General features: G+C 71.9%; 21 protein-coding genes and 1 pseudogene. 10 read left to right on the forward strand and 12 right to left on the reverse strand.

Annotated features, from left to right (window positions below; genetic code table 11):
• Nucleotides 1-76 precede the first annotated feature (76 nt).
• From OHQ87_RS00760 to OHQ87_RS00770, 3 genes and pseudogenes are all read right to left on the reverse strand, one after another.
• Nucleotides 77-793, reverse strand: a pseudogene (locus OHQ87_RS00760) (MAB_1171c family putative transporter); the annotation flags it as partial.
• Nucleotides 714-1,241 carry a hypothetical protein gene (locus OHQ87_RS00765; RefSeq protein WP_328343985.1) on the reverse strand — a complete coding sequence of 176 codons (528 nt, stop codon included), beginning with the start codon at nt 1,239-1,241 and terminating at the stop codon, nt 714-716. The pseudogene OHQ87_RS00760 and the gene OHQ87_RS00765, both read right to left, overlap by 80 nt.
• Nucleotides 1,217-1,702 carry a hypothetical protein gene (locus OHQ87_RS00770; protein ID WP_328343987.1) on the reverse strand — a complete coding sequence of 162 codons (486 nt, stop codon included), beginning with the start codon at nt 1,700-1,702 and terminating at the stop codon, nt 1,217-1,219. The genes OHQ87_RS00765 and OHQ87_RS00770 overlap by 25 nt, the downstream gene beginning before the upstream one ends.
• Nucleotides 1,703-1,887: 185 nt before the next feature.
• On the opposite strand from OHQ87_RS00770, the gene OHQ87_RS00775 reads away from it, so the two are divergent.
• Nucleotides 1,888-2,754, forward strand: a complete 867-nt coding sequence (locus OHQ87_RS00775; protein WP_328343989.1) for an AraC family transcriptional regulator — start codon at nt 1,888-1,890, stop codon at nt 2,752-2,754.
• Here the strand turns inward: OHQ87_RS00775 and OHQ87_RS00780 are convergent.
• Nucleotides 2,751-3,878, reverse strand: a complete 1,128-nt coding sequence (locus OHQ87_RS00780) for a site-2 protease family protein (protein ID WP_328343991.1) — start codon at nt 3,876-3,878, stop codon at nt 2,751-2,753. The two genes, OHQ87_RS00775 and OHQ87_RS00780, sit on opposite strands and share 4 nt — an antisense overlap.
• Before the next feature lie 105 nt (nt 3,879-3,983).
• Between OHQ87_RS00780 and OHQ87_RS00785 the strand changes: the two genes are divergently transcribed.
• The 3 genes from OHQ87_RS00785 (at nt 3,984) to OHQ87_RS00795 (ending at nt 7,013) form a co-directional block, all read left to right on the forward strand.
• Nucleotides 3,984-6,035, forward strand: coding sequence for a prolyl oligopeptidase family serine peptidase (locus OHQ87_RS00785; protein ID WP_328343993.1), 2,052 nt, complete (start codon nt 3,984-3,986; stop codon nt 6,033-6,035).
• Between the two features lie 249 nt (nt 6,036-6,284).
• Complete coding sequence (locus tag OHQ87_RS00790) at nt 6,285-6,428, forward strand: hypothetical protein (RefSeq protein WP_328343995.1); 144 nt, start codon at nt 6,285-6,287, stop codon at nt 6,426-6,428.
• A gap of 87 nt (nt 6,429-6,515) precedes the next feature.
• A complete protein-coding gene (locus OHQ87_RS00795) occupies nt 6,516-7,013 on the forward strand; it encodes a hypothetical protein (RefSeq protein ID WP_328343997.1) in 498 nt (165 codons plus the stop codon).
• A gap of 100 nt (nt 7,014-7,113) precedes the next feature.
• Here OHQ87_RS00795 and OHQ87_RS00800 read toward each other — a convergent pair whose 3' ends face one another.
• Complete coding sequence (locus tag OHQ87_RS00800) at nt 7,114-7,314, reverse strand: DUF397 domain-containing protein (protein ID WP_328343999.1); 201 nt, start codon at nt 7,312-7,314, stop codon at nt 7,114-7,116.
• On the reverse strand, nt 7,307-8,185 hold the full coding sequence (locus tag OHQ87_RS00805; protein ID WP_328348696.1) for a helix-turn-helix domain-containing protein: 879 nt from the start codon (nt 8,183-8,185) through the stop codon (nt 7,307-7,309). The genes OHQ87_RS00800 and OHQ87_RS00805 overlap by 8 nt, the downstream gene beginning before the upstream one ends.
• Nucleotides 8,186-8,543: 358 nt before the next feature.
• Here OHQ87_RS00805 and OHQ87_RS00810 point away from each other — a divergent pair, with 358 nt between their 5' ends.
• Both OHQ87_RS00810 and OHQ87_RS00815 read left to right on the forward strand, forming a co-directional pair.
• A complete protein-coding gene (locus OHQ87_RS00810) occupies nt 8,544-8,858 on the forward strand; it encodes a DivIVA domain-containing protein (protein WP_442930636.1) in 315 nt (104 codons plus the stop codon).
• Complete coding sequence (locus OHQ87_RS00815) at nt 8,855-9,109, forward strand: hypothetical protein (protein WP_328344000.1); 255 nt, start codon at nt 8,855-8,857, stop codon at nt 9,107-9,109. The genes OHQ87_RS00810 and OHQ87_RS00815 overlap by 4 nt, the downstream gene beginning before the upstream one ends.
• Nucleotides 9,110-9,216: 107 nt before the next feature.
• On the opposite strand, the gene OHQ87_RS00820 is transcribed toward OHQ87_RS00815, so the two are convergent.
• The 3 genes from OHQ87_RS00820 to OHQ87_RS00830 all read right to left on the reverse strand — a co-directional run bounded on the left by OHQ87_RS00820 (nt 9,217) and on the right by OHQ87_RS00830 (nt 13,105).
• Nucleotides 9,217-10,062 (reverse strand): alpha/beta hydrolase, encoded by an 846-nt coding sequence (locus tag OHQ87_RS00820; RefSeq protein WP_328344001.1) that lies wholly within the window; start codon nt 10,060-10,062, stop codon nt 9,217-9,219.
• 562 nt (nt 10,063-10,624) lie between these two features.
• On the reverse strand, nt 10,625-11,509 hold the full coding sequence (locus OHQ87_RS00825; protein WP_328344002.1) for a L,D-transpeptidase: 885 nt from the start codon (nt 11,507-11,509) through the stop codon (nt 10,625-10,627).
• 150 nt (nt 11,510-11,659) lie between these two features.
• Entirely contained in the window at nt 11,660-13,105 is a 1,446-nt protein-coding gene (locus OHQ87_RS00830) for an alpha-amylase (RefSeq protein ID WP_328344003.1), read from the reverse strand.
• Nucleotides 13,106-13,536: 431 nt separating this feature from the next.
• Here OHQ87_RS00830 and OHQ87_RS00835 point away from each other — a divergent pair, with 431 nt between their 5' ends.
• From OHQ87_RS00835 to OHQ87_RS00850, 4 genes are read left to right on the forward strand one after another with little or no spacing between them, the layout of a single operon-like run.
• Nucleotides 13,537-15,222 carry a ferric reductase-like transmembrane domain-containing protein gene (locus tag OHQ87_RS00835; RefSeq protein WP_328344004.1) on the forward strand — a complete coding sequence of 562 codons (1,686 nt, stop codon included), beginning with the start codon at nt 13,537-13,539 and terminating at the stop codon, nt 15,220-15,222.
• Nucleotides 15,219-16,685 (forward strand): NADH-ubiquinone oxidoreductase-F iron-sulfur binding region domain-containing protein, encoded by a 1,467-nt coding sequence (locus OHQ87_RS00840; protein ID WP_328344005.1) that lies wholly within the window; start codon nt 15,219-15,221, stop codon nt 16,683-16,685. Before OHQ87_RS00835 ends, OHQ87_RS00840 begins: the two co-directional genes overlap by 4 nt.
• Nucleotides 16,686-16,725: 40 nt before the next feature.
• On the forward strand, nt 16,726-17,355 hold the full coding sequence (locus OHQ87_RS00845; protein ID WP_328344006.1) for a TlpA family protein disulfide reductase: 630 nt from the start codon (nt 16,726-16,728) through the stop codon (nt 17,353-17,355).
• Nucleotides 17,355-18,209 carry a cytochrome c biogenesis CcdA family protein gene (locus OHQ87_RS00850; protein WP_328344008.1) on the forward strand — a complete coding sequence of 285 codons (855 nt, stop codon included), beginning with the start codon at nt 17,355-17,357 and terminating at the stop codon, nt 18,207-18,209. Before OHQ87_RS00845 ends, OHQ87_RS00850 begins: the two co-directional genes overlap by 1 nt.
• Before the next feature lie 80 nt (nt 18,210-18,289).
• On the opposite strand, the gene serS is transcribed toward OHQ87_RS00850, so the two are convergent.
• The 3 genes from serS to OHQ87_RS00865 all read right to left on the reverse strand — a co-directional run bounded on the left by serS (nt 18,290) and on the right by OHQ87_RS00865 (nt 22,118).
• Nucleotides 18,290-19,576 carry a serine--tRNA ligase gene (serS, locus tag OHQ87_RS00855; RefSeq protein WP_328344010.1) on the reverse strand — a complete coding sequence of 429 codons (1,287 nt, stop codon included), beginning with the start codon at nt 19,574-19,576 and terminating at the stop codon, nt 18,290-18,292.
• Nucleotides 19,577-19,778: 202 nt separating this feature from the next.
• Entirely contained in the window at nt 19,779-20,852 is a 1,074-nt protein-coding gene (locus tag OHQ87_RS00860) for a DNA polymerase III subunit beta family protein (protein WP_328348698.1), read from the reverse strand.
• Between the two features lie 84 nt (nt 20,853-20,936).
• The gene (locus OHQ87_RS00865; RefSeq protein WP_328344012.1) at nt 20,937-22,118 is read right to left on the reverse strand and encodes a saccharopine dehydrogenase family protein; all 1,182 of its coding nucleotides are present in this window, start codon (nt 22,116-22,118) and stop codon (nt 20,937-20,939) included.
• Between the last annotated feature and the right edge of the window lie 18 nt (nt 22,119-22,136).

The raw sequence follows: 22,136 nt of genomic DNA on the forward strand, positions 1-22,136 counted from the left end.
TGGGTCTGGACGATCGCGGCTCCATCCGCTCGCACTGGTGTGCGTCGTGGGCGCGACGCAGGGCGGCCGAGGCCGCTGCGGCGGTGCCGGGTACGGCGGAGCCGCTGGCGATGAGCCCGATGCCGGTCAGTTGACTGGTCATGGTGACGTACGTCCAGGCGGTGCCGGCGTCGACGCCGAGTTGCCCGGCGACAGCCACCGCCACGACCGTGACCGAATAGCCGAGGCTGATCAGCCCCCCGACGGCGAACATGCGGAGACCGACGCGGGTGACCGGTCGGGTGGTGACACGGGTGGCGTAGCGCAGCGACAGGCGGGCGAGATCGATCAGCGCGTAGGTGAGGATGCCGCCGAACACCGCCATATAGATAGCGATCGATGCCCGTCGATGATAGGCCGCGAACCAGTCACCCTCCGCAGCGGGTGTCCGGGCGATCAGGAACAACGCCGTGAGGACGACGGTGGCCGTGCAGGCGAGGAACTGCCACCCCCGGACGGCCCGTCGGGTGGTTTCGGGGCTACGCGTCCAGTACGCCAGCATGCACAGCACGGCGACGGCTGCCCATATCGTGAGGGTGTGGGCGATGAGCCTGCTGACGTGGGGAAGCCCGATCAGGTCGTCGATCGCGTCGTTGACGCCGGGGGCGACGGCGGTGAGGGCGAGGGCGAGACAGAACAGGCTGCCGCCCATCCAGGTGCGTGCGGGGACGTGCTCACGGCCACCGTGCAGGGTGGAGGCGGTGTATGCGGCGGCGCACAGCGCCACGGAGGCCACGAGGGCGGTGAAGATCATCGGTGGGGGTGCCCGTTCCGAAGGTGTTGATGACGCGGAGTACGTCGTCCGGCTCCAGGGGTGGTGGTGTCGGAGGTGACGCCGCGCGGCGGAGGATCATCTCGGCGAACTCGTCGGCCTCGAACTCGTGCCGCTGGTCGTAGGGGCGGTGGCTGACGCGTCCGTCGAGCTCGGCGAGGTCCCGCGAAGGATGGCCGAGCCACATGTGGGCGACCTCGTGCAACACGATCGCGGTCTGCTTGAACGGGCCGCTGCGCGCCGGGTAGGCGATGTAGTCCGCCCGGGACGTGGCGACCCACAGGCCGTGTAGGACGCTGCCGTGCATCTCGACGGGCATGAGGTGGATGGGGCGGTCCCGCTCCCTGGCGATCTGCCCGACGAGGGCCGTGAGGTCCCAGGGGGTGGGCAGGGTCAGCCCGGAGATCAGTAGTGCTGCTCGGTGGTCCATCGCTCCCCGTCGACTCTGTCGGCATCCCCGGTCACGGCGGGACTCCCGATCTGGTCCTCGATCCGCTGAATCTGGGCCAGTACCGCGATAACAGTGGCCTTGACCTGGGCGAGATCCTCGCCGACGGTGTTCGCTGCCAGGTGCTGCACCCCGAGATCGGCCATCCGGCGGCCCACCTCACCCTGCGTCGCGTGGGCGGCGGGTAGGAAGAAGTAGTTCGGCTCGACCTCGAAGAACGATGCGAGTGCATTGATCGTCTCCCAGGTCGGCCCGCGACTGCGGCTGCCGCTCTGTTTGGGATTGCGGAGGTTGTGCAGCTGCGCGCGGGACAGCCCGCACCGGGCCCCTACCTCGGAGTTCTCCCAACGCGAACCACCCGGCCGGCGTACGACCTCGAACAGGTGATTGAGTCGCGCAGCGAAAAGTTCGGCAGGATGTTCCTCGACCACCTGACGGATCATTCCCGCTTCCACGCGGTGCGTCAAACCCATTGGACGCATTGCCGGAGATCCGTCCAACCTACTTGACGGGCGGCTGTCCGGAGACCATGTCCTCCGCCCCGGTATCCGACCGCAGCGGGCACCGGAAGTCGGGTTCGGCCGTTTCCGGCTGCCTACCGTGGATCATGCAAGCGGAAGGAGACCAGGTGCTGGAGCGGCTGAACGAGGCCTTGGCGCACGTGGAGCGGCACCTCGACGCACCGATCGAGGTGGCGGACCTGGCGCGGATCACGCTCACCTCGGAGTACCACTTCCGGCGGATGTTCTCGGCGTTGGCCGGGATGCCGCTGTCGGAGTACGTCCGCAGGCGGCGGCTCACCGTCGCGGCGGCCGAGGTGCTGGCGGGTGAGCGGACGTTGCTGGACGTCGCGATCCGCCACGGGTACGGCTCGACGGAGGCGTTCACCCGGGCGTTCCGGGCGATGCACGGGGTCGGACCCGGTGAGGCGCGGCGCACGGGGGCCGCGCTGCGCTCCCAGCAACGGTTGTCCTTCCGACTCGTCGTCGAAGGGAGTGCCAGCATGCGGTACCGGGTGGTGGAGAAGCCGGCGTTCCGCCTGGTGGGTAAGCGGGCCCGGGTGCCCCTGGTGCACCAGGGGATGAACCCGGCGATCGTGGCGTTCGTCAGGGGCATCCCGCCCGGGACGACGGCCCGGATCGAGGCCCTGTCGGACCAGGAACCGGCGGGCATCGTCAACGTCAGCGACCAGCTCGGCGAGGACCGGTCCGAGGGCGTCGAGCTGGACTACTGGTACGGCGCGGTGACCGGCGCGGACGTGCCGGACGACCTGGAGGCGCTCGACGTGCCGGCGGGGACCTGGGCGGTCTTCGACACCTCGGGCGAGTTTCCGGCCGCCGTGCAGAACCTGTGGCGGGACGTGTTCACCCAGTGGTTCCCGTCCAATCCGTACCGGAGCCGGCCGGGGCCGGAGATCTCCCGTACCCGCATCTCCTCCGACGGCACCCACGCCGACGCCGAGCTGTGGATCCCGGTGGAGCGGGCCGCCGCCTAACGGCGGTCGCGGAGGCTGGCCCGCTGTACGGCGCGGCTGATGTCGCTGGGGGAGACGATGCCGACGAGCTGGTCACCGGTCACCACCAGGGCCCGGCCGTCGGCGCACCCGGTGAGCCGGGGGAGCAGGTCGTTGAGCTGTTCCTCCGGCCGGGCCAGCACCAGGTCGTCGGCCCGGCAGGCCACCTCGGCCAGCGTGGTGGCGGCCCGCCGGTCGGCCGGGATGCCGCGTACCCGGTCCAGGGTGACCAGGCCGACCGGCCGGCCGTCCTCGGTCAGTGGCAACGCGGTGTGCCGGTAGGCGAAGAGGTAGTTGTCGACGAAGTCGGCGACGGTCATCTCCGCCGAGGCGGTCTGCGGTTGCGGGGTCATCACCTCACCGACCCGGACGCCGGACAGCGCGCTGCCCAGCCTGGCCTGGCGCTCCTCCACCCCGGCCGCGCCGATCAGGAACCAGCCGATCAACGCCAGCCAGATCCCGCCCACCCCGTAGCCGGCCAGGAACTGCCAGATGCCCAGGCCGATCAGGAGCACGCCGAGCACCCAACCGGCGCGGGCGGCCACCACCGACGCCCTGGCCCGGTCACCAGTGGCCTTCCAGACGGCGGCGCGCAGCAGCCGGCCGCCGTCCAGCGGGGCGGCCGGCAGGATGTTGAAGACCGCCAGCAGCACGTTGATCCCGGCCAGCCAGGACAGCGAGCCGAGCAGCAGCCCCTCCTGCCCGGCCAGCGCCAGCAGCACCGCGATCGCACCGAAGAAGAACCCGAGGACCAGGCTTACCAGCGGTCCGATCCCGGCGATGCGCAGCTCCGCGCCCGGGTCGGGGGCCTCGCCGCGCAGCTCGGCGACGCCGCCGAAGAGCCACAGCGTGATCCCCTCCACCTGGAGGCCGTTGCGTTTAGCCACCACCGCGTGCGACACCTCGTGGGCCAGCAGCCCGACGAAGAAGACCACCGCCGCCGCCAGCCCGGCCAGCGCGTACGCCCAGCCGGGCCGGTCGGGGTACGAGCGGGGGAACTGGTTGGCCGACAGCAACCACGCGATCAGCACGAAGATGACCAGGACGCTCCAGTTGACCCCGACGGGTACCCCCGCGATCCGGCCAAGCCGGAAGCTCGCCCTCATGTTCCCGTCATACCCGGCGACGCCGCGCCCATGCCAGGGCAGCAGGTCCAGGGACGGTTGATATCGGGCCGGTGCGGGTTGACCTTGTCGGGAATAGTGGCAGGGGTGACGCTGATCGATGAGGGTGACGACCCGTACCGCTGGTTGGAGGAGCTGGACGGGGCGGACGCCGCCGGCTGGGTCCGCGAGCGCAACGCGGCGACCGTCGCGGCGCTGGCCGGCGACGACGCGTTCGCCGAGTTGCAGGCCGGGATCCGGCAGGTGCTCGACGCCGACGACCGCATCCCCTACCCCGGCTGGCGCGGCGACGGGTTCTACTACGGCTTCTGGCGGGACGCGACGCACCCCCGGGGGCTGTGGCGGCGCACCACCCTGGCGGAGTACCGGCGGCCCGAGCCGGCCTGGGACGTGCTGCTCGACCTCGACGCGCTGGCCGCCGCCGAGGACGAGAACTGGGTCTGGGGCGGGGTGACCGTGCTGAAGCCCGGCCACCGCCGCTGCCTGGTCAGCCTGTCCCGGGGCGGCAAGGACGCGGTGGTGGTCCGCGAGTACGACCTGGAGACCCGGGCCTTCGTCGCCGACGGGTTCACCCTCGCCGAGGCCAAGAGCGACGTCACCTGGATCGACACCGACCGGATCTACGTCGGCACCGACCTCGGCCCCGGCTCGCTGACCACCTCCGGCTACCCGAGGGTGATCCGCCGGTGGCGGCGGGGCACCCCGCTGACCGAGGCCGAGATCGTGTACGAGGGCCAGACCGACGACGTCTCCGCGTACGCCTCGCACGACCCGACACCCGGCTTCGAGCGCGACTTCGTGGGCCGCAGCCTGGACTTCTACCGGACCCGGAGCTTCCTGCTGGCCCCCGACGGTGGGCAGGTCCCGATCCCGGTGCCCGACGACGCCCGATGGGACGTGCACCGGGAGTGGCTGCTGATCCGGCCGCGCTCGCCGTGGGAGGTCGCCGGGGTCACCCACCCGGCCGGGGCGCTGCTGGCGGCCCGGTTCGACGACTTCCTCGCCGGGGACCGCGCGCTGACGGTGCTGTTCCGGCCCGACGAGCGGACCGCGCTGAGCTACCACGTCTGGACCCGGCACCATCTGATCCTGGCCACCCTGGTCGACGTACGCCGGCGGTTGGAGGTGCTGACCCCCGACGGCCCGGAGTCTGCCGACGGTGCGGGGTGGCGGCGGGAGCCGTTGGCCGGGGTGGCGGAGGAGGACGACAACTGGATCGTCGACACCGATCCGGATCTGGGCGACGACTACCTGATCGCCTCGACCGGCTACCTGCGGCCGGCGACGCTGCGGCTGGGCCGGGTCGGCGGCCCGGTCGAGATCCTCAAGCGGGAGCCGGCGTTCTTCGACGTCACCGGCCTGACCGTGCGCCAGTTCTTCGCCACCTCCGCCGACGGGACCCGGGTGCCGTACTCCGTGGTGGGCGACCCGGCGGCGTCCGCCGGGCCGACCCTGCTCACCGGGTACGGCGGGTTCGAGATCTCGCTGACGCCGCGCTACGACGGGGCGGTCGGCCGGGGCTGGCTGGCCCGGGGCGGCAGCTACGTGGTGGCGAACATCCGCGGCGGCGGGGAGTACGGCCCACTGTGGCACCGGGCGGCGCTGCGCGAGAACCGCCCCCGGGCGTACCAGGACTTCGCGGCCGTCGCCGCCGACCTGGTGGCCCGGGGGATCACCACCCCGGACCGGCTCGGCATCGAGGGCGGCAGCAACGGTGGGCTGCTGATGGGGGCGATGTTGACCCGCTACCCCACGCTTGTCGGCGCGGTGGTGGCGAACGTGCCGCTGCTGGACATGCGGCGCTACCACCTGCTGCTCGCCGGGGCCTCCTGGATGGCCGAGTACGGTGACCCGGACGATCCGGCCGACTGGGCGTTCCTGCGGGAGTACTCGCCTTACCACAACGTGCGGCCCGGGGTGCGGTACCCGCCGGTCCTGTTCGTCACCTCGACCCGGGACGACCGGGTGCACCCGGGGCACGCCCGCAAGATGGCCGCCCTGCTGCGCGAGCACGGTCACGACGTGTCGTACTACGAGAACGTGGAGGGCGGGCACGGCGCGGCGAGCAACAACGAACAGCGGGCGTTCCTGACGGCGTTGACGTTGCGCTTCCTGTGGCGACGACTGGGTGATCGGTGACCACTGTGGCGACGGGCCGGTCCCCTGCGGGCGCCCGTGCCGTCGCCGCCATCCGGTCGGCGGCCGACAGCGCGGTGTAGTACGGGAACAAAGGTCGTCGATATCGGCGAGTACGGGATTTCTGAGATCGAAGTGAATTGGTTCCCCATATTATTCATGTTTGTCGGCGTGGCGACTCAGTGGGCGGACTCCCATTGAGTTGCGGTACTCGATTGACTACTATCTGTAGTTGCCGACTTCAGGGGGGCCATGAAACTCCGCTTTCTCACCACGTCCAGCAATTCTGGGTCGTGCCCGAGCCTGTACGAGACCGACAACGGCGACATCGTGGTGCGGGGCTACCGGTTGACCGACCCGGAGGCGCTCGCCCAGCTACGCGACGCAGTGGGGTGAGGAGCGCGGAACCGGCCTGGCCCTGATGAGCCTCGGCAACGCGGCGCTGGCCGCTTCGCTGAGGCGCTCGTGTCGTACGACGACGCGATGACGGTGTTCGAGCGGCTGCGAAACCGGTGGAGTCAGGGGCTCGTCGCCCTCCACCGTGGGCAGACACTGCTGCACACCGGTGAGCACGCTCAGGCGTTGGCGGCGGTGACCTCGGCCGCCGAGCTGACGCCTCAACTGACCAGGGGAAGCAAGATGGATGACCCGATTCCCACGGCGATCGCCGTGACGCTGTCGACCCGGGCGGTCGAGGGCCTGACCGATGCGGCAAGGGAAGCCCTCGCGTCGTTGATGCACCTCGTTCGGCGTAAGGCAACGGACCATCGAGCGCTTCGGGCCTCGCTCGCCGCCGAGCCCGCATCCGCCGAGGGCGACGACCGGGCGGCCGGGTTGCGCCTGGCACTTGCCGACGCCGCCGCCCAGGATCCGAACTTCGACCAGGAACTACGCCGCCGCTGGGAGATCTTCCACCAGACGACAGTACGGTCCGACGCGGTCACCAACGCGCTGCACCGGCCCAGCCACGACAGCGAGTAGTCGCCGGCGGTGGCGTTGTGTGCCGGCCTTCCCGGCGGGTAGGCCGGCACGGTCGAAACGGTCGGCCTGCGTTGGTGCAGCCGGGGCCGTCCGGTCACTTTCAGCGCTGGGGCGGCTGCTGCTTGATGCTCGTCAGGAATCGCGTCCACACCCGGGGTGCGAAGGTGAGAGCGGGGCCGGACGGGTCCTTGCTGTCGCGGAGCCCGACGACGGCGGGAAGGTTGTCGGCGACCTCGACGCAGTCGCCGCCGTTGTTGCTGCGGGTGGACTTGCGCCAGACGGCACCGGTCAGGTCAGGCACGGGCGTACTCCTCTGCGATCTGTTGGATCAAGCTCTTGGACTGGGACTCGTTCAGCGCTCGGTCTGTCATGTTGGCCCAGATGCTGTTGTAGGCGGAGATCTCATGCGGCTTATCGAGATAGACAGCCCCGGTTGCGGCCTCAAGGTAGGTCACCGGTGGCTCCACCTCCTTGCCGTCTCCGTCGAGGGGAAAGTCCATGATCGAAAATGCGCCGGTCATCGCCCCGGCATGCAATCCCGCAGAAAATTCCAGCACATGGACGGTTACGTTCGGTAGCTCCGCAGCCTTCAGGATCTGGTGTAGCTGCTCGACCATGATCGTGGCGCTGCCAACCGGACGACGCAACACTGCCTCGTTCATGACTACGCTGAGTTGCGGGGCGGCGAAGCGGGTGAGCAGCCCCTGCCGTTCCACCCGTAGTTGGAGGGCGCGCTGTTGTTCGTCACGGTCCCCGGCGTCGATTGACCCCCCGGGCATCTGGAAGACCTGCTCCGCGTAGGCGCGCGTCTGGAACAGGCCGGGCACCAGTTCGGGCTGGTATTTCCGGATGCTGGATGCGGCAGCTTCGAGTCCGATGTAAAGCTGGAACCAGCGCGGCAGGCCAGAGCCGATGTAGTCGTGCCACCAGTTCTTGTTCTCCCGGGTGGCTGCTGCCATCGCAAGCACCAGTTCGGCGCTTTCGTCACTCGCGTTGTAGAGCGTGAGCATCTCCCTCACGTCGGCAGCGCGAAAGCGGACGTTCTCGGCGCCGTTTTCGATCCGGTAGAGGGTCGCTCGCGCTCGGTCCAGTTGCTCGGCCGCTTGCTCCATCGTCAACCCGGCCGCCTTGCGGAGGGCTTCGAGCTTTCTTCCGAGTTGTCGTCGGAGCATCGTCGACCCCGCTACCGCCTGTGACACCGATGCCTCCGTGTTCAGTCATGGCTGACGTCTGTCCGTCCAATTAGACGCTGATCGTGTATCAGAAACAATAGACACGTGACCGAGAGTGTGCTTTCGAGTGTCAGCTCTCCAGAATGAGAGTTCCGTTAGACGTTGCATTTCGGTTCGACGTGCTTGACTGCTTCGGCGGTCGCTGCGGAGTTTCTGCTGCTCAGTGGCCGTGTGGGCCCTGCTGTCGTACTGCTGATCGGAGCTGCGGCGGTGGGTGCCGGGGTGGGTCCGCCGGTGCGCGGCGGGCCGGTGGACCCACCCCCTCCATGCGTCGATCTCGAGGAGAGGCAGGTTCCTCATGCGTGACTTCTTCCGCCGGATGCCGGAGGACCGACGACAGGTGCCGGCGTCGGTGGGGCGTCGTCCGGCCGTACCTCATCGGTTGTTGCCCTGGCAGGTGCGTGCGTGGCGGTTCCGGCCGGCGCGGTTCGGGCAGCGCGGGCTCGACCCGCAGGAGGTACGGGAGTTCCTTGACCAGGTCGCCGGGGAACTGGCGGCCGTCTACGACGCGTTGCGGCAGAGCCGGCGGGAGGCCGGTCGGGTCAGGATCGCGCTGTGCCGCCTGCAAGCCGAGCGGGCGCACGCCCGCAACGAGCGGGAGTGGGACCGGTGACCGAACGTTTCGTCATCCACCTGCCGGTGGTCGCCAACGACCTGCCCTCCGGGCAGCGGCTGGCCCGGGTGGTGGCGCACTGGACGCACGTCCTGCCGCAGACCGACCCGGGCGGCACCACCGTCTCCGTCGAGGACGACCAGAACGTACGCCACTGGGTGTTCTGCGACCGGCTGCTCTCCGGTGGCCGGCGCTGCCTGCTCCGTCCCGACCACGACGGCGAATGTTCCCGGCGGCGCGGGTGGCGGTGAGCGGGCATCCGGTGCGGGCGGTGCCACGCTCCCGGGCCGGGCCGGGCCGGGCCGGCGACCGTGCCGGGCCGGCGACCGGTCGCCGTGGTGCTACGTCGCCGCCCGGCTCAACGGCGGGGCGCGTCGCCCGCTGTCGCCGGGATCTGCGCCATCCGGGTCGCCCAGTCCAGGGCGTAGTCGGCGACCGCCTCCCAGCCCGGCTCACCCACCGTGAAGTGGGAGCGCCCGGGGAACTCGTGGTACGCGGTCACCGCCCGCGACTTCTGGTAGAGCCCGGCGTTCGCCTTGACCAGCGACGGCGGGGCCACGTGGTCCTCGCCTCCGGCGATCAGCAGCAACGGTGGCCGGTCGTCGCGGCCGGTGTCGACCGTCGCGGCGGAGTGCGGGTCGAGGTTGGCGAACGCCCCCTCGAAGAGCACGTGACCGGCGGCCGGGACGGCGTAGCGTCGCCAGGCCCGGTCGGAGTCGTCCGGTTGGAGGGTGTTGCCGAAGGCGTACCGGAACTCGTCCGGGCTGATCTGCACCCCCCGGTGCCGGTTGACCGGGCTGTGCAACACCGGGTACGACGCCCGCAGCGTGCTGATCGGCAGCCGGAGCACCCCCTTGACCGGTGCGGACGCGATCGCCACTACGGCTGCACCGAGACGCCGGTCGGCGAGCACCTGGGCGACCAGCCCGCCGAACGAGTGGCCGATCACGATCGGCGGGCTCGGCAGTTCGCGGATCACCTCCGCGTAGTGGTCGATCACCTGGCGCAGGGTCGTTCCGGCGATCGTGCCCGGGTCGGCGCGCAGCGCGGTCACCTCCCGGTCGAAGCCCGGCCAGGCCGGCGCGAGCACCCGGAACCCGCGTGCCGCGTACCGCTCGGCCCACCCCTCCCAGCTGCGCGACGTCATCCACAGCCCGTGCACGAACACCACCGTGTCGACCCGCCCACCCGACCCGTTCCCCATGCCGTCCCCCCGACCTCACCCACCCCGACCCCGGCGGCATACCCACCTTCCACCTCCCGATGCCCCACCCGGGCGGACAGCACCTGGTCCCGCTCCTGCCCTGCTTCGCGCCCCACCCCGTGCTCCCGGCTTGGCGCCCCACCCCGTGCCGCTCCTAGCTTCGCGCCCCTGCTTCGCGCCGCTCCTGCTTGGTGCTCCTGCCCTGCCCACCGCGCTGCGCCCCTGTCTCGCGGTCCCACCTTCGCGCCCGGCTCAAGGTCGTGCTGGAACCAGGTTGTAGTGGCCTCGGAATCGCAGGAAGCCCCTACAACGTTGTTCCAGCACGATCTTGGGTGAAGCGGCTCACGACTTCCGCCGGCGTGTGTCGGTGCGGGGCGCGCATCGGCGGTAGCCGCGTAGAGCGGGTGGTTCCGGCGGCGGTGATCAAGAGGTTCGCGTCAGAATCCGGCTGGGAGATGACGTAAACCTCTTGATCACCGAGGCGGGCCGGGCCGAGGCGGGCCGGGCCGAGGCGGGGCGGGGCGGGCCGAGGCGGGGCCTCGCCGGGCGGGGCGGGGCGGGGTCAGGTGGTGGGGAGGGTGTCGACGACGGTGAGGGGGGTGCCGGGGCGTAGCTCGTCGAGGAGGGTCTGCTGGGCGGCGCGGGGTAGGCGGATGCAGCCGTTGGTGACGTTCTCGCCGAGGGTGTCGTCGTCCTGCCAGGTGTGCAGGCCGATGTGCGCGCCCCTGAGGCCGGTGGGCACCGCGTCCGGGTCGTCCGGGACCGCGCCGAGGGCGAAGACGTCCACCCCGCCGTAGACCGGTTCGGGCGGGGGCGTGACGCCGAGGATGAAGGTCCGGCCGAGCGGGGTCTCCTGGCCGGGCAGGCCGAGGCTGACCTGCCAGGTGTGCACCGGCTTGCCGTGCCGGTACCAGGTGAGCTGGTGGGTGCGCCGCTGCACCACGAGCTGGTCGCGTAGGGCGACCGGGGTCCAGCCGCCTGCGGGCAGCCAGGCCAGTCGGCGGCTCGCCGAGGGCAGCAGAACGGCCGTCCAGCCGGTGCGGCGTTCCACCACCGGCATGGTCAGCTCGACGCCGTTGATGGTGGGCGCGAGCAGGGCGCGGGGGCGTCCGCCGGGTGCGTCGTACGCGGCGATGTTCCGGGTCGGGGTGAGGCCCTCGGTCAGCGGGGTGACGTCGAGCGGGCGGGGGTCGGCCGGGAAACCGGCGGGGGCCGGATCGTAGTCGACCACCGGCAGCCCGGCGGGGGCCGGCGCAGCGGGCGGCACGGTCCCGTCCTCCGCCGGGACGGTCACTGTGGGCGGCGGAGCGGCCCGGTGGGTCGGCGCGGGTGCGTCGTACCGTAGCGCCGCGCCGACCAGCAGGGCCAGCACCAACAGCGCCGGCACGCCCACGGCGGCGGCGAGCGGGCCGCGCCCCCACCGGTCGATTATCCGATCAAAAAGCACAAAAACACTCTAACGGGTACGAGGCTCCCACCGGTGGCGAACCACCCGGCCGGGAGCCCCGCAGACCCGGTCTCGCCTCTCCCGATAAGAGCCCGGGGGCCCTGCGCGGGAGCCCCCGGGGAGCTCCGCGCAGAGCTCGGGAGCGGGCAGTCAGGAGAGTTTGGCGCCGACGTGGAGGGCGACCGCGTCGTGTGCTGGGACGGTGGCCGCGAACCAGCCGGAGGCGTCGACCGTGATCACCGGTCCGCTGCACGAGCCGTTGGCGAAGTCGCCGTGGATCACGTCGCAGTACCGGCCGGCGGGCAGCCCCGTGTAGTACGACCGGCCGGCGACCGCCGAATCCTCGTCGTTGATGGTCAGGTAGCCCTTGCCGGCCCGGCTGAACGCTATGTGCTGGTAGCCGTTGTCGTACCAGTTGGCGACCGCCGCGCCCTGGGTGGCGTTGCGGAAGCCGACCATGTTCTGCACGACCCGCCAGCGGTGCTCGCACTCCCAGCCCGAGTAGCAGGTGGTGTCGCGGGTCTTGTTGCCGGCGTCCGACGGGGGGCCGGCGTCCTTGTTGCTGAAGGTGTAGCTCGACATCACCGTCGGCGAGCCGTACGGCCAGGCCAGCATGAACGCGTTCGCCAGTGCGTACGCGGCCCCGTCCCGGTAGGTGAGCACCCCGCCCTCGCGCTGGGTGTCGTGGTTGTCCACGAAGACCGCCGCCGAACCGCTCGGCAGGTAGCCCCACGCCTCACCGAAGTTGCGCAGGTACGCCAGCCGCTCGCTGGTGAACATCCGGGCGAGATCCCGGCCGTACCGGAACTCGTGCACGTCGCCGTTGCCTGTGTACTCGCCCGGCTGGACCGGCTCGCCCGCACCGTAGATGACCTCCTGCACCAGGTACGCCGAGCGGGACAGCTTTCCCCTGATGGCGGCGATGTCGGCGGCCGGCATGTGCTTGCTGGCGTCGAGGCGGAACCCGTCCACGCCCAGCGACAGCAGGTCGTTGAGGTAGCCGGCGATCTTCGACCGCACGTAGTCCGACTCGGTCTTCAGGTCGGACAGGTTGACCAGCTCGCAGTTCTGCACCTCGTACCGGTCGTTGTAGTTGGCGATGTCGTCGCCGCCGTTGCGCCCGCAGTGGTGGAAGTCCTGGGTCTGGTAGACGCCCGGGTAGTCGTAGTGCCCGTACGACGAGCCGGCCCAGCCGGTGCCGCCGTTCGCCTGGCCGGACATGTGGTTGATCACCGCGTCGACGATCACCTTGACCCCGGCGGTGTGACAGGCGCTCACCATGGTCTGGAACTGCGCGCGGGTGCCCTTGCGGGACTCGATCCGGTAGCTGACCGGCTGGTACGCCACCCACCACTGGTTGCCGGTGACGTGTTCCTGCGGCGGGGAGACCTGGACGTAGCCGTAGCCCTTCGGACCGAGCGTGGTGCGGCACTCGTCGGCCACCGAGGGCCAGTTCCACTCGAAGAGGTTGGCGATGACGTTCCTGGTGCCGGCGGGTGCGGCGGCGGCCGGGGGTGCCGCCACGGCGATGGGTGCGAGCAGGCTGGCGAGCGTGCCGAGGGCGAGGATCGCCGAGCGGCATCGACGTCGATGCATCGGTACTCCTGGGTTCGGGGGTGGTGACCGCGGGTTCGCGGGCGGTGGCGGAGCGTGGGGGAGGATGCCGACTGTCCACTTCTTGCAACAGCGGCTGAAATTTGCGGAAAGGTTACAAGCGTGTTGCAGAGCCTGTCAACGGATGGACGACCGTCGTTGCATCGGGCGTCAGGTTCGCGCTGCGGTGGGTCCCGGCGGCACGGTGCGCCGGGCGCTACACGCGCCCCGGACCGGGGTGGTTCGACAATCCGCCGAGAATTTTCGGCACCGGCACTGATCCGTACGCGCCGGAGGTCCGTACTGGAGGTGGGAGCAAGGTCGGCCGGTGGTGGCGCCGCCGTTAGACGATCGAGGAGCAGATGGCCCGGGCAAAGCAGAACGAGCAGGCCGCGACGGTCCGGACCTCCACCAGTAGCCGTGGTGTCCGGACCGTGTCGAAATCCACGATGGCGTTGATGGTGGCGTCCGCCCTGGGCGTGTTCTGGGCCGGCGTCGAGATGACCGGCAACGGCACGGCGATGTACGCGTACGGCTTCTTCTTCACCGAGTTCTTCGCCGGGGTGGTCACCCTGGTGTCGCTCAGCCTCACCGTGATGATGGGTCTGCTCGCCACCGACCGGCTGGTCCTCATGATCCGGCACCGGGTGCTGCTCCAGTCCGCGCACCGGGCCACCGGCGTCCTCGCCGTCGCCGGCCTGGTGTTCCACGTCATCACCAAGATCGCGATCGGCCGGGCCGGGCCCAGCGACGCCGTGGTCCCGTTCATCGGTGGCAGCGGGCTCTACGTCGGCCTCGGCACGGTGGCCGCGTTCCTCATGGTGAGCGTGTTCTGGACCGGCATCGTCCGGGTCCGCTTCGCCGGCGTCGGCCCCAAGTGGTTCTGGCGCAGCCTGCACTCCCTGGCGTACCTCTCCTGGCCGTTCGCCCTGTTCCACGGGCTCAACGCCGGCCGCGCCGCCAAGTCCTGGGTGGTGCTGAGCTACCTGGCCTGCGTCCTGCTGGTGGTGGTGGCGCTGATGGTGCGGCTCTCGGTCTACCTCGGCAAGCGCACCCGCGAGCAGCAGCAGGCCGCCGCGCTGAACAAGGCGATGACCGCCAAGGCGACCGACGAGGGCAAGGGTCGGACGCTGCTCAGCGGGATCGGTCGCAAGAAGGAGGAGGAGACCAGGGACAGCCGGACCAGTTGGGCCGAGACCACCCTGGCCCCGTCCTGGAACGCCCAGACCGGCAGCGCCCGGCGTCGTGACCCCGACCGGTTCACCGTTCCGGTGGTGCCCGAGCCGGGCACCCTGCGGGAACCGGTGCGCGGTGGCCGGTCCACCCGGGAGGCGGAGCCGACCCCCCGCCGCGAGCGCGACCTGGAACCGGCCGCCCGCCGCCGGACCGCCGAGCGCGACGAGCGTCGCGACGAACGACCCCGCCGTCGCGACGAGGACGTCGCCCCGGTGTCGGGCAGCCGCCGGTCCCGCTACGAGGAGGACGTGGCCCCGGTCTCCGGTGGTCGCCGGTCCCGCTACGAGGAGGACGTGGCCCCGGTGTCGGGCACCCGTCGGTCCCGGTACGAGGAGGAGGTGGCCCCGGTCTCCGGCAGCCGCCGCCGTGACGAGGACGTCGCCCCGGTCTCCGGTGGTCGCCGCTCCCGCTACGAGGAGGACGTCGCCCCGGTCTCCGGTGGTCGCCGGTCCCGGTACGAGGAGGACATCGCGCCGGTCTCCACCGGTCGGCGGGCCCGACGTGACGACGACGACCTGGCTGCCCGCTACTCGGCACCGCCCCGGCGGCGCACCGAGGAGCCCGAGGAGCCGTGGGACAGCCCGAGCCGGTGGCAGGAGTCCAACCGGCCCGTCTCGGCCGAGCCGATCTCGGCCGCCCCGCGCAGCGGCTCCGGCCGGCACAGCGTCGAGCCGGACGTGCCGGAGGAGCCCGACTACTGGCGTCCGCCGGCCCGCTACGTCGCCGACGACATCCCCGTCGACGACACCCCGACCCTTGTCGACCTGGCCTCCCGCCGGGCCCGCAAGGCCACCGGCGACACCCGGGGCCGGCGCAAGGGCAAGGCCAACGCGGACGCCGTCGACGGGGCGTACTGGGCCGGGCTGCGCGGTGAAGCCAAGTGATGCGCACCAAGGTGCCCCCGGTCGCCTGCATCGGCGAGCCCCGGCTCACCGCCGGCTTCGCCGAGTACGGCCGGCTCGACCTGATGGCACACGAGATGGAGCACGGCCCGATCGGCCCGATGGAACCCGCCAACCTGCTCCGGCTGGCCGAGGCCATCCAGCTCAAGGGCAAGGGCGGGGCCGGCTTCCCGTTCTACCGCAAGTTCAAGGCGGTGCTGGAGTCCTGCGAACGGCAGGACCTGCCCGCCGTGGTGGTGGTCAACGCCACCGAGGGGGAACCGGCGAGTTGGAAGGACAAGGTGCTGCTCACCCGGGCCCCGCACCTGATCCTCGACGGTGCCGCGCTGTCCGCCTACGCGTTGGACGCCGAGGAGATCGTGCTCTGCGTCGCCGACGACCTGATCGGCCGGGACTCGCTCACCGAGGCCCTCGCCGAACGCCGGATGCCGGTGCCCACCACCATCGTCACCGTGCCGCACCGGTTCATCTCCGGTGAGGGTGGCGCGCTGGTCAACGGCATCAACGGGCTGCCGCACATCCCGCCGGGCACCAAGAAGCGGTCCAGCGATTCGGGCGTACGCAACCTGCCCACCCTGCTCTCCAACGCCGAGACGTACGCCCAGGTGGCCATCGCCGCCCGGCTCGGCCCGTACGAGTACGCGGCGCTCGGCACCGACGACGAGCCGGGCACCGTGCTGCTCACCGTGACCGGCCAGGCCAAGCGCGCCGCCGTGGTGGAGTGCGCCGCCGGTACCCCGCTGCGGGACATCCTCGAACTGTGCGAGGTGCCGGAGGGGCCGGGCATCCTGATGGGCGGCTACCACGGTCGCTGGATCACCTGGGAGGCGGCGCAGCGGGCCGAGATCACCCGCAAGAGCCTCACCAGCGTCGGCGGCACCCTGGGCGCGGGCATCATCATCCCGCTCGGCCGGGACACCTGCCCGCTCGGCGAGGCCGCCCAGGTGGTCCGCTACCTGGCCGGGGAGTCCGCCGGTCAGTGCGGGCCGTGCAAGCGGGGCCTGCCCGACCTGGCCCGCGCCGTCGACCTGGCGGTCTCCGGCAGCGCCCCGGTGGAGGTCGTCCGGGCCGCCGCCGGCGACGTGAAGGGCCGGGGCGCGTGCAGCCACCCCGACGGCACCTCCCGCTTCGCGCTCTCCGCGATGGAGGTGTTCGCCGACGACCTGCGGCAGCACACCACAGGTGAGGGGTGCGGCAAACGGGTCAAGGGCGTGATGGGGCTGCCCGGCGCCCCCGACGCCAACCCCCGGATGCTCACCCTGGACTGGTCCCGCTGTGACGGGCACGGGCTCTGCGCCCACGTCGTGCCGGACTTCATCCGGCTCGACGCCAACGGATACCCCGCCTTTCCGCCCACCCCCGTGCCGACCTGGCTGAAGGAGGGGGCGATGAAGGCCGTCAAGGTCTGCCCCGAACTCGCGCTGCGGCTGGTCGAGGTCAAGTAGCACCGTCGAGGCCACCGAGCACCACCGAGAGGAGAATCGGATGCGGTCGTCGTACCCCAGGAACCGGCCGGGAGGCCGCCCGGCCGCCCGGCTCGCCGTCGCCGCCACCCTGGCCGGCACCCTGCTGGCCGCCTCGGCGTGCGCCGTCGGGCCGACGTCGGCGCAACCCGCCGCCGAGGTCGCCGTGCCGGTCGCCACCTCGTCGCCGTTGTCCGCCGAGCCGACCCCGACCGGCGTACCCGGCACGACCGGCGCACCCGCCCCGGTGCCCGACGCGCTGCGCTTCACCGCAAAGACCCTCCACGGTACGGCGTTCTCCGCCGCCACCCTGGCCGGCCGCCCGGTGGTGCTCTGGTTCTGGGCGCCGTGGTGCGCCACCTGCGCCAGCCAGGCGTGGACGGTCGCCGAGATCGCCCCGAAGTACCGGGACACCGTGCCGATCGTCGGGGTGGCCGGCCTCGGCGAGCAGAAGGCCATGCGCAGCTTCGTCACCGAGTTCGACCTTGCCGGAACCACCCAGATCGACGACCGGGCCGGCGCGCTGTGGCGGCGCTTCGAGGTCGTCGAACAGAGCACCTTCCTGATCATCGATCGGGACGGGAAGGTCGTCCACCAGGGCTTCCTCGACGGTGAGGACCTGACCCGCCGGGTCGCCGCGCTGGCCGGCTGATGACCGGGCCGCTGCTGCTCGCGCTGACCGCCGGGATGCTCGGCGCGGTCAACCCGTGCGGCTTCGCCATGCTGCCGGCGTACCTGTCGCTGCTGGTCGCCGGGCCGGCGGACGGCCGGGGCGCGATCGGCCGGGCACTCACCGCGGCAGCCGGCCTGACCTGTGGGTACGTCGTGGTGTTCGGAGCCTTCGGGCTGGCCGTCGCACCGCTTGCCGACTGGCTGCGCCCCCGGCTGCCGTGGCTGACCGTGACGCTGGGGCTCGGCCTGCTGGCGCTCGGGTTGTGGCTGCTCGCCGGTCGCCGGCTGCCCACCCCGGGCCCGTCGACCCGCGCCCCCCGACTGACCCGCTCGCTGCCGTCCATGGCGCTGTTCGGGATGGCGTACGCGCTGGCGTCGCTGAGCTGCGCGATCGCGCCGTTCCTGGCGATCGTGGTGACCAGCCTCCAGGCCGGCTCGACCCTGCGCGGGCTGGCGCTCTTCGTCGCGTACGCGATCGGGATGGGGTTGGTGGTGACGGTGGCGGCGCTCGGCGTGGCGCTGCTCCGCGGCCGTGTGGTACGCGGACTGCGCGGCGCCGGTGCCTGGGTGCCCCGGCTCAGCGGCCTGGTGCTGCTCGTCGCCGGCGGCTACGTCGCCTGGTACGGCTGGTACGAGGTCCGGCTCGCCCAGGGCCGGCACGACGCGTTCGGCGACCCGGTGGTCGTCGGCGCGGCCCGGGTCCAGCGGATGCTGGTGACGGCGCTGGACACGGCCGGGCCGGTGGTGCTCGCCGGGCTGCTGGTCGGGCTGCTCGCGGTGGCGGCGCTGCTGCACCGCAACCGCACCCGGGACGGTGCCACCGAACGGGTGTGAACGCGGCGGGTCGGTCGTCGCCGGGGTGGTGTGTGCGGTGAGGGGCGGGAGCCCGGAGGCCCCGCCCCTCACCGGAAGCCTCAGCGCAGCGGGGTGAGCCGGTCGGTGCCGAGCCGGTCGCGGAGCACCTCGGGCACCAGCACCGAGCCGTCGGGCTGCTGGAACTGCTCCAGGATGGCCGGGAAGAGCCGGCTGGTGGCAAGCGCCGAGCCGTTGAGCGTGTGCACGAAGCGGGTCTGCTTGCCGCCCGGCTCGCGGTAGCGGATGGCCGCCCGGCGGGCCTGGTAGTCACCGGCCCAGGAGACCGACGAGACCTCCTTGTACTTGCCGGTGCTCGGCATCCACACCTCGATGTCGAGGGTCTTCTTCATCGACGCGCTGGCGTCGCCGGCGGAGAGCAGGCTGCGCTGGTAGTGCAGGCCCAGCTTCTCGACCAGGCTCTCCGCGTGGCCGAGCATCTCCTCCAGCGCCGCGTCGGCCTGCTCGGGCAGGGTGAACTGGAAGATCTCCACCTTGTTGAACTGGTGCCCCCGCACGGTGCCGCGCTCGTCGGAGTGCGAACCGGCGGCCTCCCGTCGGTAACAGGGGGTGTAGGCGAACGCCTTCAGCGGGAGCTTCGACGTCTCCAGGATCTCGTCCTGGTAGGCGCCGAGGATGGCCGTCTCCGAGGTGGGCAGCAGGAACTGCCCGCGCGGGGCGGACTCCCGGTCCAGGTGGTAGACGTCGTCGTAGAACTTGGGGAACTGGCCGGCGGCGAAACCGGCGGTGTCCAGCAGCAGGTGCGGCGGGAGCAGGAACTCGTAGCCGGCCCGCACGTGCTCGTCGATGAACCAGTTGATCAGCGCCCACTCCAGCCGGGCACCCAGGCCGGTGTACATCCAGAAGCCGGACCCACCGAGCTTGACACCCCGCTCGTGGTCGACCAGGCCGAGCGCGCGGCTCAGCTCCACGTGGTCGCGGATCTTCTCGATGACCGGGGGCTCGCCGAAGGTCTTCACCACCCGGTTGGCCTCCTTGCCGCCGGGCACGACGTCGTCGGCGGGCAGGTTGGGCAGCTCGCTCATCGTGCCGCGCAGCCGGGACTGCACCTCGTCCAGCTGGGACTCCAGCTCGGCGAGCTGCTTACGCTCGGCGTCCGGCGCGACGGGCTCCGGCGTGGTGCCGGCCCGCTTCGCCTGCGCGTACGCCCGAGCCTCGGCCTTGCGGCGCTGCCGCTCGGCGTCGATCTCCGTGATCAGGGCACGACGCTCCTGGTCGAGCCGCTGGATCTCGTCCAGGACCCGGTTGACCTCGGCGGGATCCAGCCGCTTCGCCAGCGCGGTCGCCACCGCCTCGCGATCCTTCCGGATCAACTCCATGTCGAGCATGCTGCTCCGTACGCTCCGTCCAGGCAGTCGGGTGGGACCCCCAGATGCTACCGTCGCGCCCCCCGGCCCCCGGCCCCGGCTTCGGCGACCCCCATGCCCCCGCCGCTCATGTCCGGGCCGGTCATATGCGTGCCGGCGCCGGTCGCGGGCGGTGCCGGTGACCGCCGGCGGGGTGGAGACCCGGCCGGCGGGGGCGGCACCGTCAGAGACGGATCGGCATCAGGATCGAGAAGGTGTCCTCGTCGTCCGGGCGGCGGACGGCCAGCGGGGCGATCGGGCCGTCGAGTTCCAGCACCAGTTGCGCGCCACCGGCGGCGTCCAGCGCGTCGAGCAGGAAGTCGCCGTTCACCCCGACCAGCAGGTCGGGCTGGCCCGGGCGGGCCAGTTCGGTCGCGTCGACCAGGCGCAGCCCGTTGCGTTCGTCCACGCCGAGCACGGTCACCGGCAGCGACACCCCTTCGTGTTCCCGGGTGACCGTGGGGGTGCTGGCCCGCAGCGCGGCGCGTAGGGCCGCCACGTCGACCGGGACCCGCCGGGCCGGGGCGTCGGCCGGTCGGTGCAGCAGCCGCCGGTAGTCGGTGAACTCGTACGGCAGGACCGCCGAGCGGGCTTCGGCACCGGCGACGGCGACGGTGACCTGCCCCTCGGCGACAGTCAGGTGTGCCTCCGATTCGGTGGCGGTGTCGAGCAGCGCCCGGAACTCGTCGACGGCCGCCGTCGGGAGCAACGCCCGCACCGGCGGGCCGTCCACCCCACCACCGGCCCGGGCCAGCGCCATCCGGTACCTGTCGGTCGCGACCAGGCGTACGCCGTCGGGCTCCACGTCCAGCAGCACGCCGGCGAGCACCGGCAGTTCGGGGTCGCTGCCGACGGCGAACCGGACGGCGTCGACGGCGGCGGCCAGGTCGGCACGGGACAGCACGATGCGGGTGGTCATCTGGTACTCCTCGGGATCGATCAGGGCACGGACCCGGGAGAGTTCGCGGCGGGCATCGGCGAGACCGTCCTCCAGCCGACGCAGGTGCGCGTCGAGCAGCCGCCCGACCCGCTCCGGTTCGTCCCGCAGCCGCAGCACGGCGGCGATCTCGGCCAACGGCATGCCGACCCGGCGCAGACCGGCCACCAGCCGGGCCGGCGCCACCTGCGCGTCGGTGTACCAGCGGTAACCGTTCACCGGGTCGACGAGCGTCGGGGTCAGCACCCCGCACCCGTCGTAGAACCGCAGCGCGCTGACCGTCAGGCCGCTGGCCCGGGCCAGCTCGCCGATACTCCGCAACTCGCTCTCCACGCCCATGATGCTGTCGCCTCAACCAGGTAGAGGGTCAAGCCGCGACCGCCGTCGACCCGCCGACCGCCCCGGTCAGCTCCGCGCCTGGAGGACCCGGAACGTCATCCCCGCCTTCACCAACCGGTCCAGCAGCGCATCGCCCATCGCCGTCACCGGGGTCACCTGACCGGATGTGCCGGGCAGTTCGTCGTACGCCAGGCAGAGGGCCGACTCGGCGAGCATCTTGGCGGTCTCGTCGTAGCCGGGATCGCCGCCGGAGACCTCGGTGCGGACCGTGCTGCCCCCGCCCTCACCGACGAACCGCACCCGGAACCACGACCTGGCCCGCTGCGCCGCACTCGGGCCCTGCCCGGACGCGAGCCGGCCGAGCAGCCAGCGCCGGGTCGGCGGCAACTTGACCAACCCGACCAGGCCGGCCATCCCCACCCCGGCCAGCAGCACCGTCGGTAGCCGCTTGACGGCGGCGAAGTGCCGGTAGCGGAAGTCCGGGCCGTACTCCGGGCGGGCGGCTGCGGACCGGCGTACCACCTGCGGGTCGATGGTGGGCAGCGGCACCGCCCACCCGCCGGCCGTCGCCGAGCGGCCCACCTTGCCGGGCACCGCGCGGACCCGGCGGCCGTCAGGTCGGGGCTCGACCGCCCGGCGGGCCCGCGCCGCCCGCTTCGCCTCGGCGGTACGGGAGAACGCGGTGAGCGCCGAGTGGTACGTGCCGGCGGAGAACTTCCCCCCGGCCCGGACGAACCCGTCCACGGTGATCGGCCCGTCCGCCGGCAGCTGCCGGACCGTGTACCAGACGCCCAGGTCGTGCGGGATCGAGTCGAAACCGCAGGCGTGCACCAGCCGGGCCCCGGTGCGCACCGCCTCGGCGTGATGCCGCACGTACATCAGGTCCACGAACTCCGGCTCGCCGGTGATGTCGAGATAGTCGGTGCCGGCGGCGGCGCACGCGGCGACCAGCGGCTCCCCGTGGTGCACGTACGGCCCGACAGTGGTGGCGAGCACCCGGGTGGCCTGCGCCACCACGCGCAGCGATCCGGCGTCGGTGACGTCGGCGGTGAGCAGCGGCAGCTCCGCCAGGGTCGGGTCGATGCCGACGAGCCGGTCCCGGACCGCCGCCAGCTTCGCCGGGTTGCGCCCGGCCAGCGCCCAGCGCAACCCGGCCGGGGCGTGCCGGGCCAGGTACTCGGCGGTCAGCCCGCCGGTGAAGCCGGTCGCGCCGAACAGGACGATGTCGTACGCGCGGTCGTGGGGCATCCGCCGAGTGTGCCACCC

Source organism: Micromonospora sp. NBC_00421 (genome assembly GCF_036017915.1).
GTDB lineage: Bacteria > Actinomycetota > Actinomycetes > Mycobacteriales > Micromonosporaceae > Micromonospora.

What these genes read in the sequence shown, in the direction of transcription:
- OHQ87_RS00765 (WP_328343985.1), bottom strand. Translation starts at nt 1,241, where the DNA reads ATGGACCACCGAGCAGCACTACTGATCTCCGGGCTGACCCTGCCCACC.
- OHQ87_RS00780 (WP_328343991.1), bottom strand. Translation starts at nt 3,878, where the DNA reads ATGAGGGCGAGCTTCCGGCTTGGCCGGATCGCGGGGGTACCCGTCGGG.
- OHQ87_RS00790 (WP_328343995.1), top strand. Translation starts at nt 6,285, where the DNA reads ATGAAACTCCGCTTTCTCACCACGTCCAGCAATTCTGGGTCGTGCCCG.
- OHQ87_RS00810 (WP_442930636.1), top strand. Translation starts at nt 8,544, where the DNA reads ATGCGTGACTTCTTCCGCCGGATGCCGGAGGACCGACGACAGGTGCCG.
- OHQ87_RS00820 (WP_328344001.1), bottom strand. Translation starts at nt 10,062, where the DNA reads ATGGGGAACGGGTCGGGTGGGCGGGTCGACACGGTGGTGTTCGTGCAC.
- OHQ87_RS00770 (WP_328343987.1), bottom strand. Translation starts at nt 1,702, where the DNA reads ATGATCCGTCAGGTGGTCGAGGAACATCCTGCCGAACTTTTCGCTGCG.
- OHQ87_RS00850 (WP_328344008.1), top strand. Translation starts at nt 17,355, where the DNA reads ATGACCGGGCCGCTGCTGCTCGCGCTGACCGCCGGGATGCTCGGCGCG.
- OHQ87_RS00865 (WP_328344012.1), bottom strand. Translation starts at nt 22,118, where the DNA reads ATGCCCCACGACCGCGCGTACGACATCGTCCTGTTCGGCGCGACCGGC.
- OHQ87_RS00805 (WP_328348696.1), bottom strand. Translation starts at nt 8,185, where the DNA reads ATGCTCCGACGACAACTCGGAAGAAAGCTCGAAGCCCTCCGCAAGGCG.
- OHQ87_RS00795 (WP_328343997.1), top strand. Translation starts at nt 6,516, where the DNA reads ATGACGGTGTTCGAGCGGCTGCGAAACCGGTGGAGTCAGGGGCTCGTC.
- OHQ87_RS00845 (WP_328344006.1), top strand. Translation starts at nt 16,726, where the DNA reads ATGCGGTCGTCGTACCCCAGGAACCGGCCGGGAGGCCGCCCGGCCGCC.
- serS (WP_328344010.1), bottom strand. Translation starts at nt 19,576, where the DNA reads ATGCTCGACATGGAGTTGATCCGGAAGGATCGCGAGGCGGTGGCGACC.
- OHQ87_RS00830 (WP_328344003.1), bottom strand. Translation starts at nt 13,105, where the DNA reads ATGCATCGACGTCGATGCCGCTCGGCGATCCTCGCCCTCGGCACGCTC.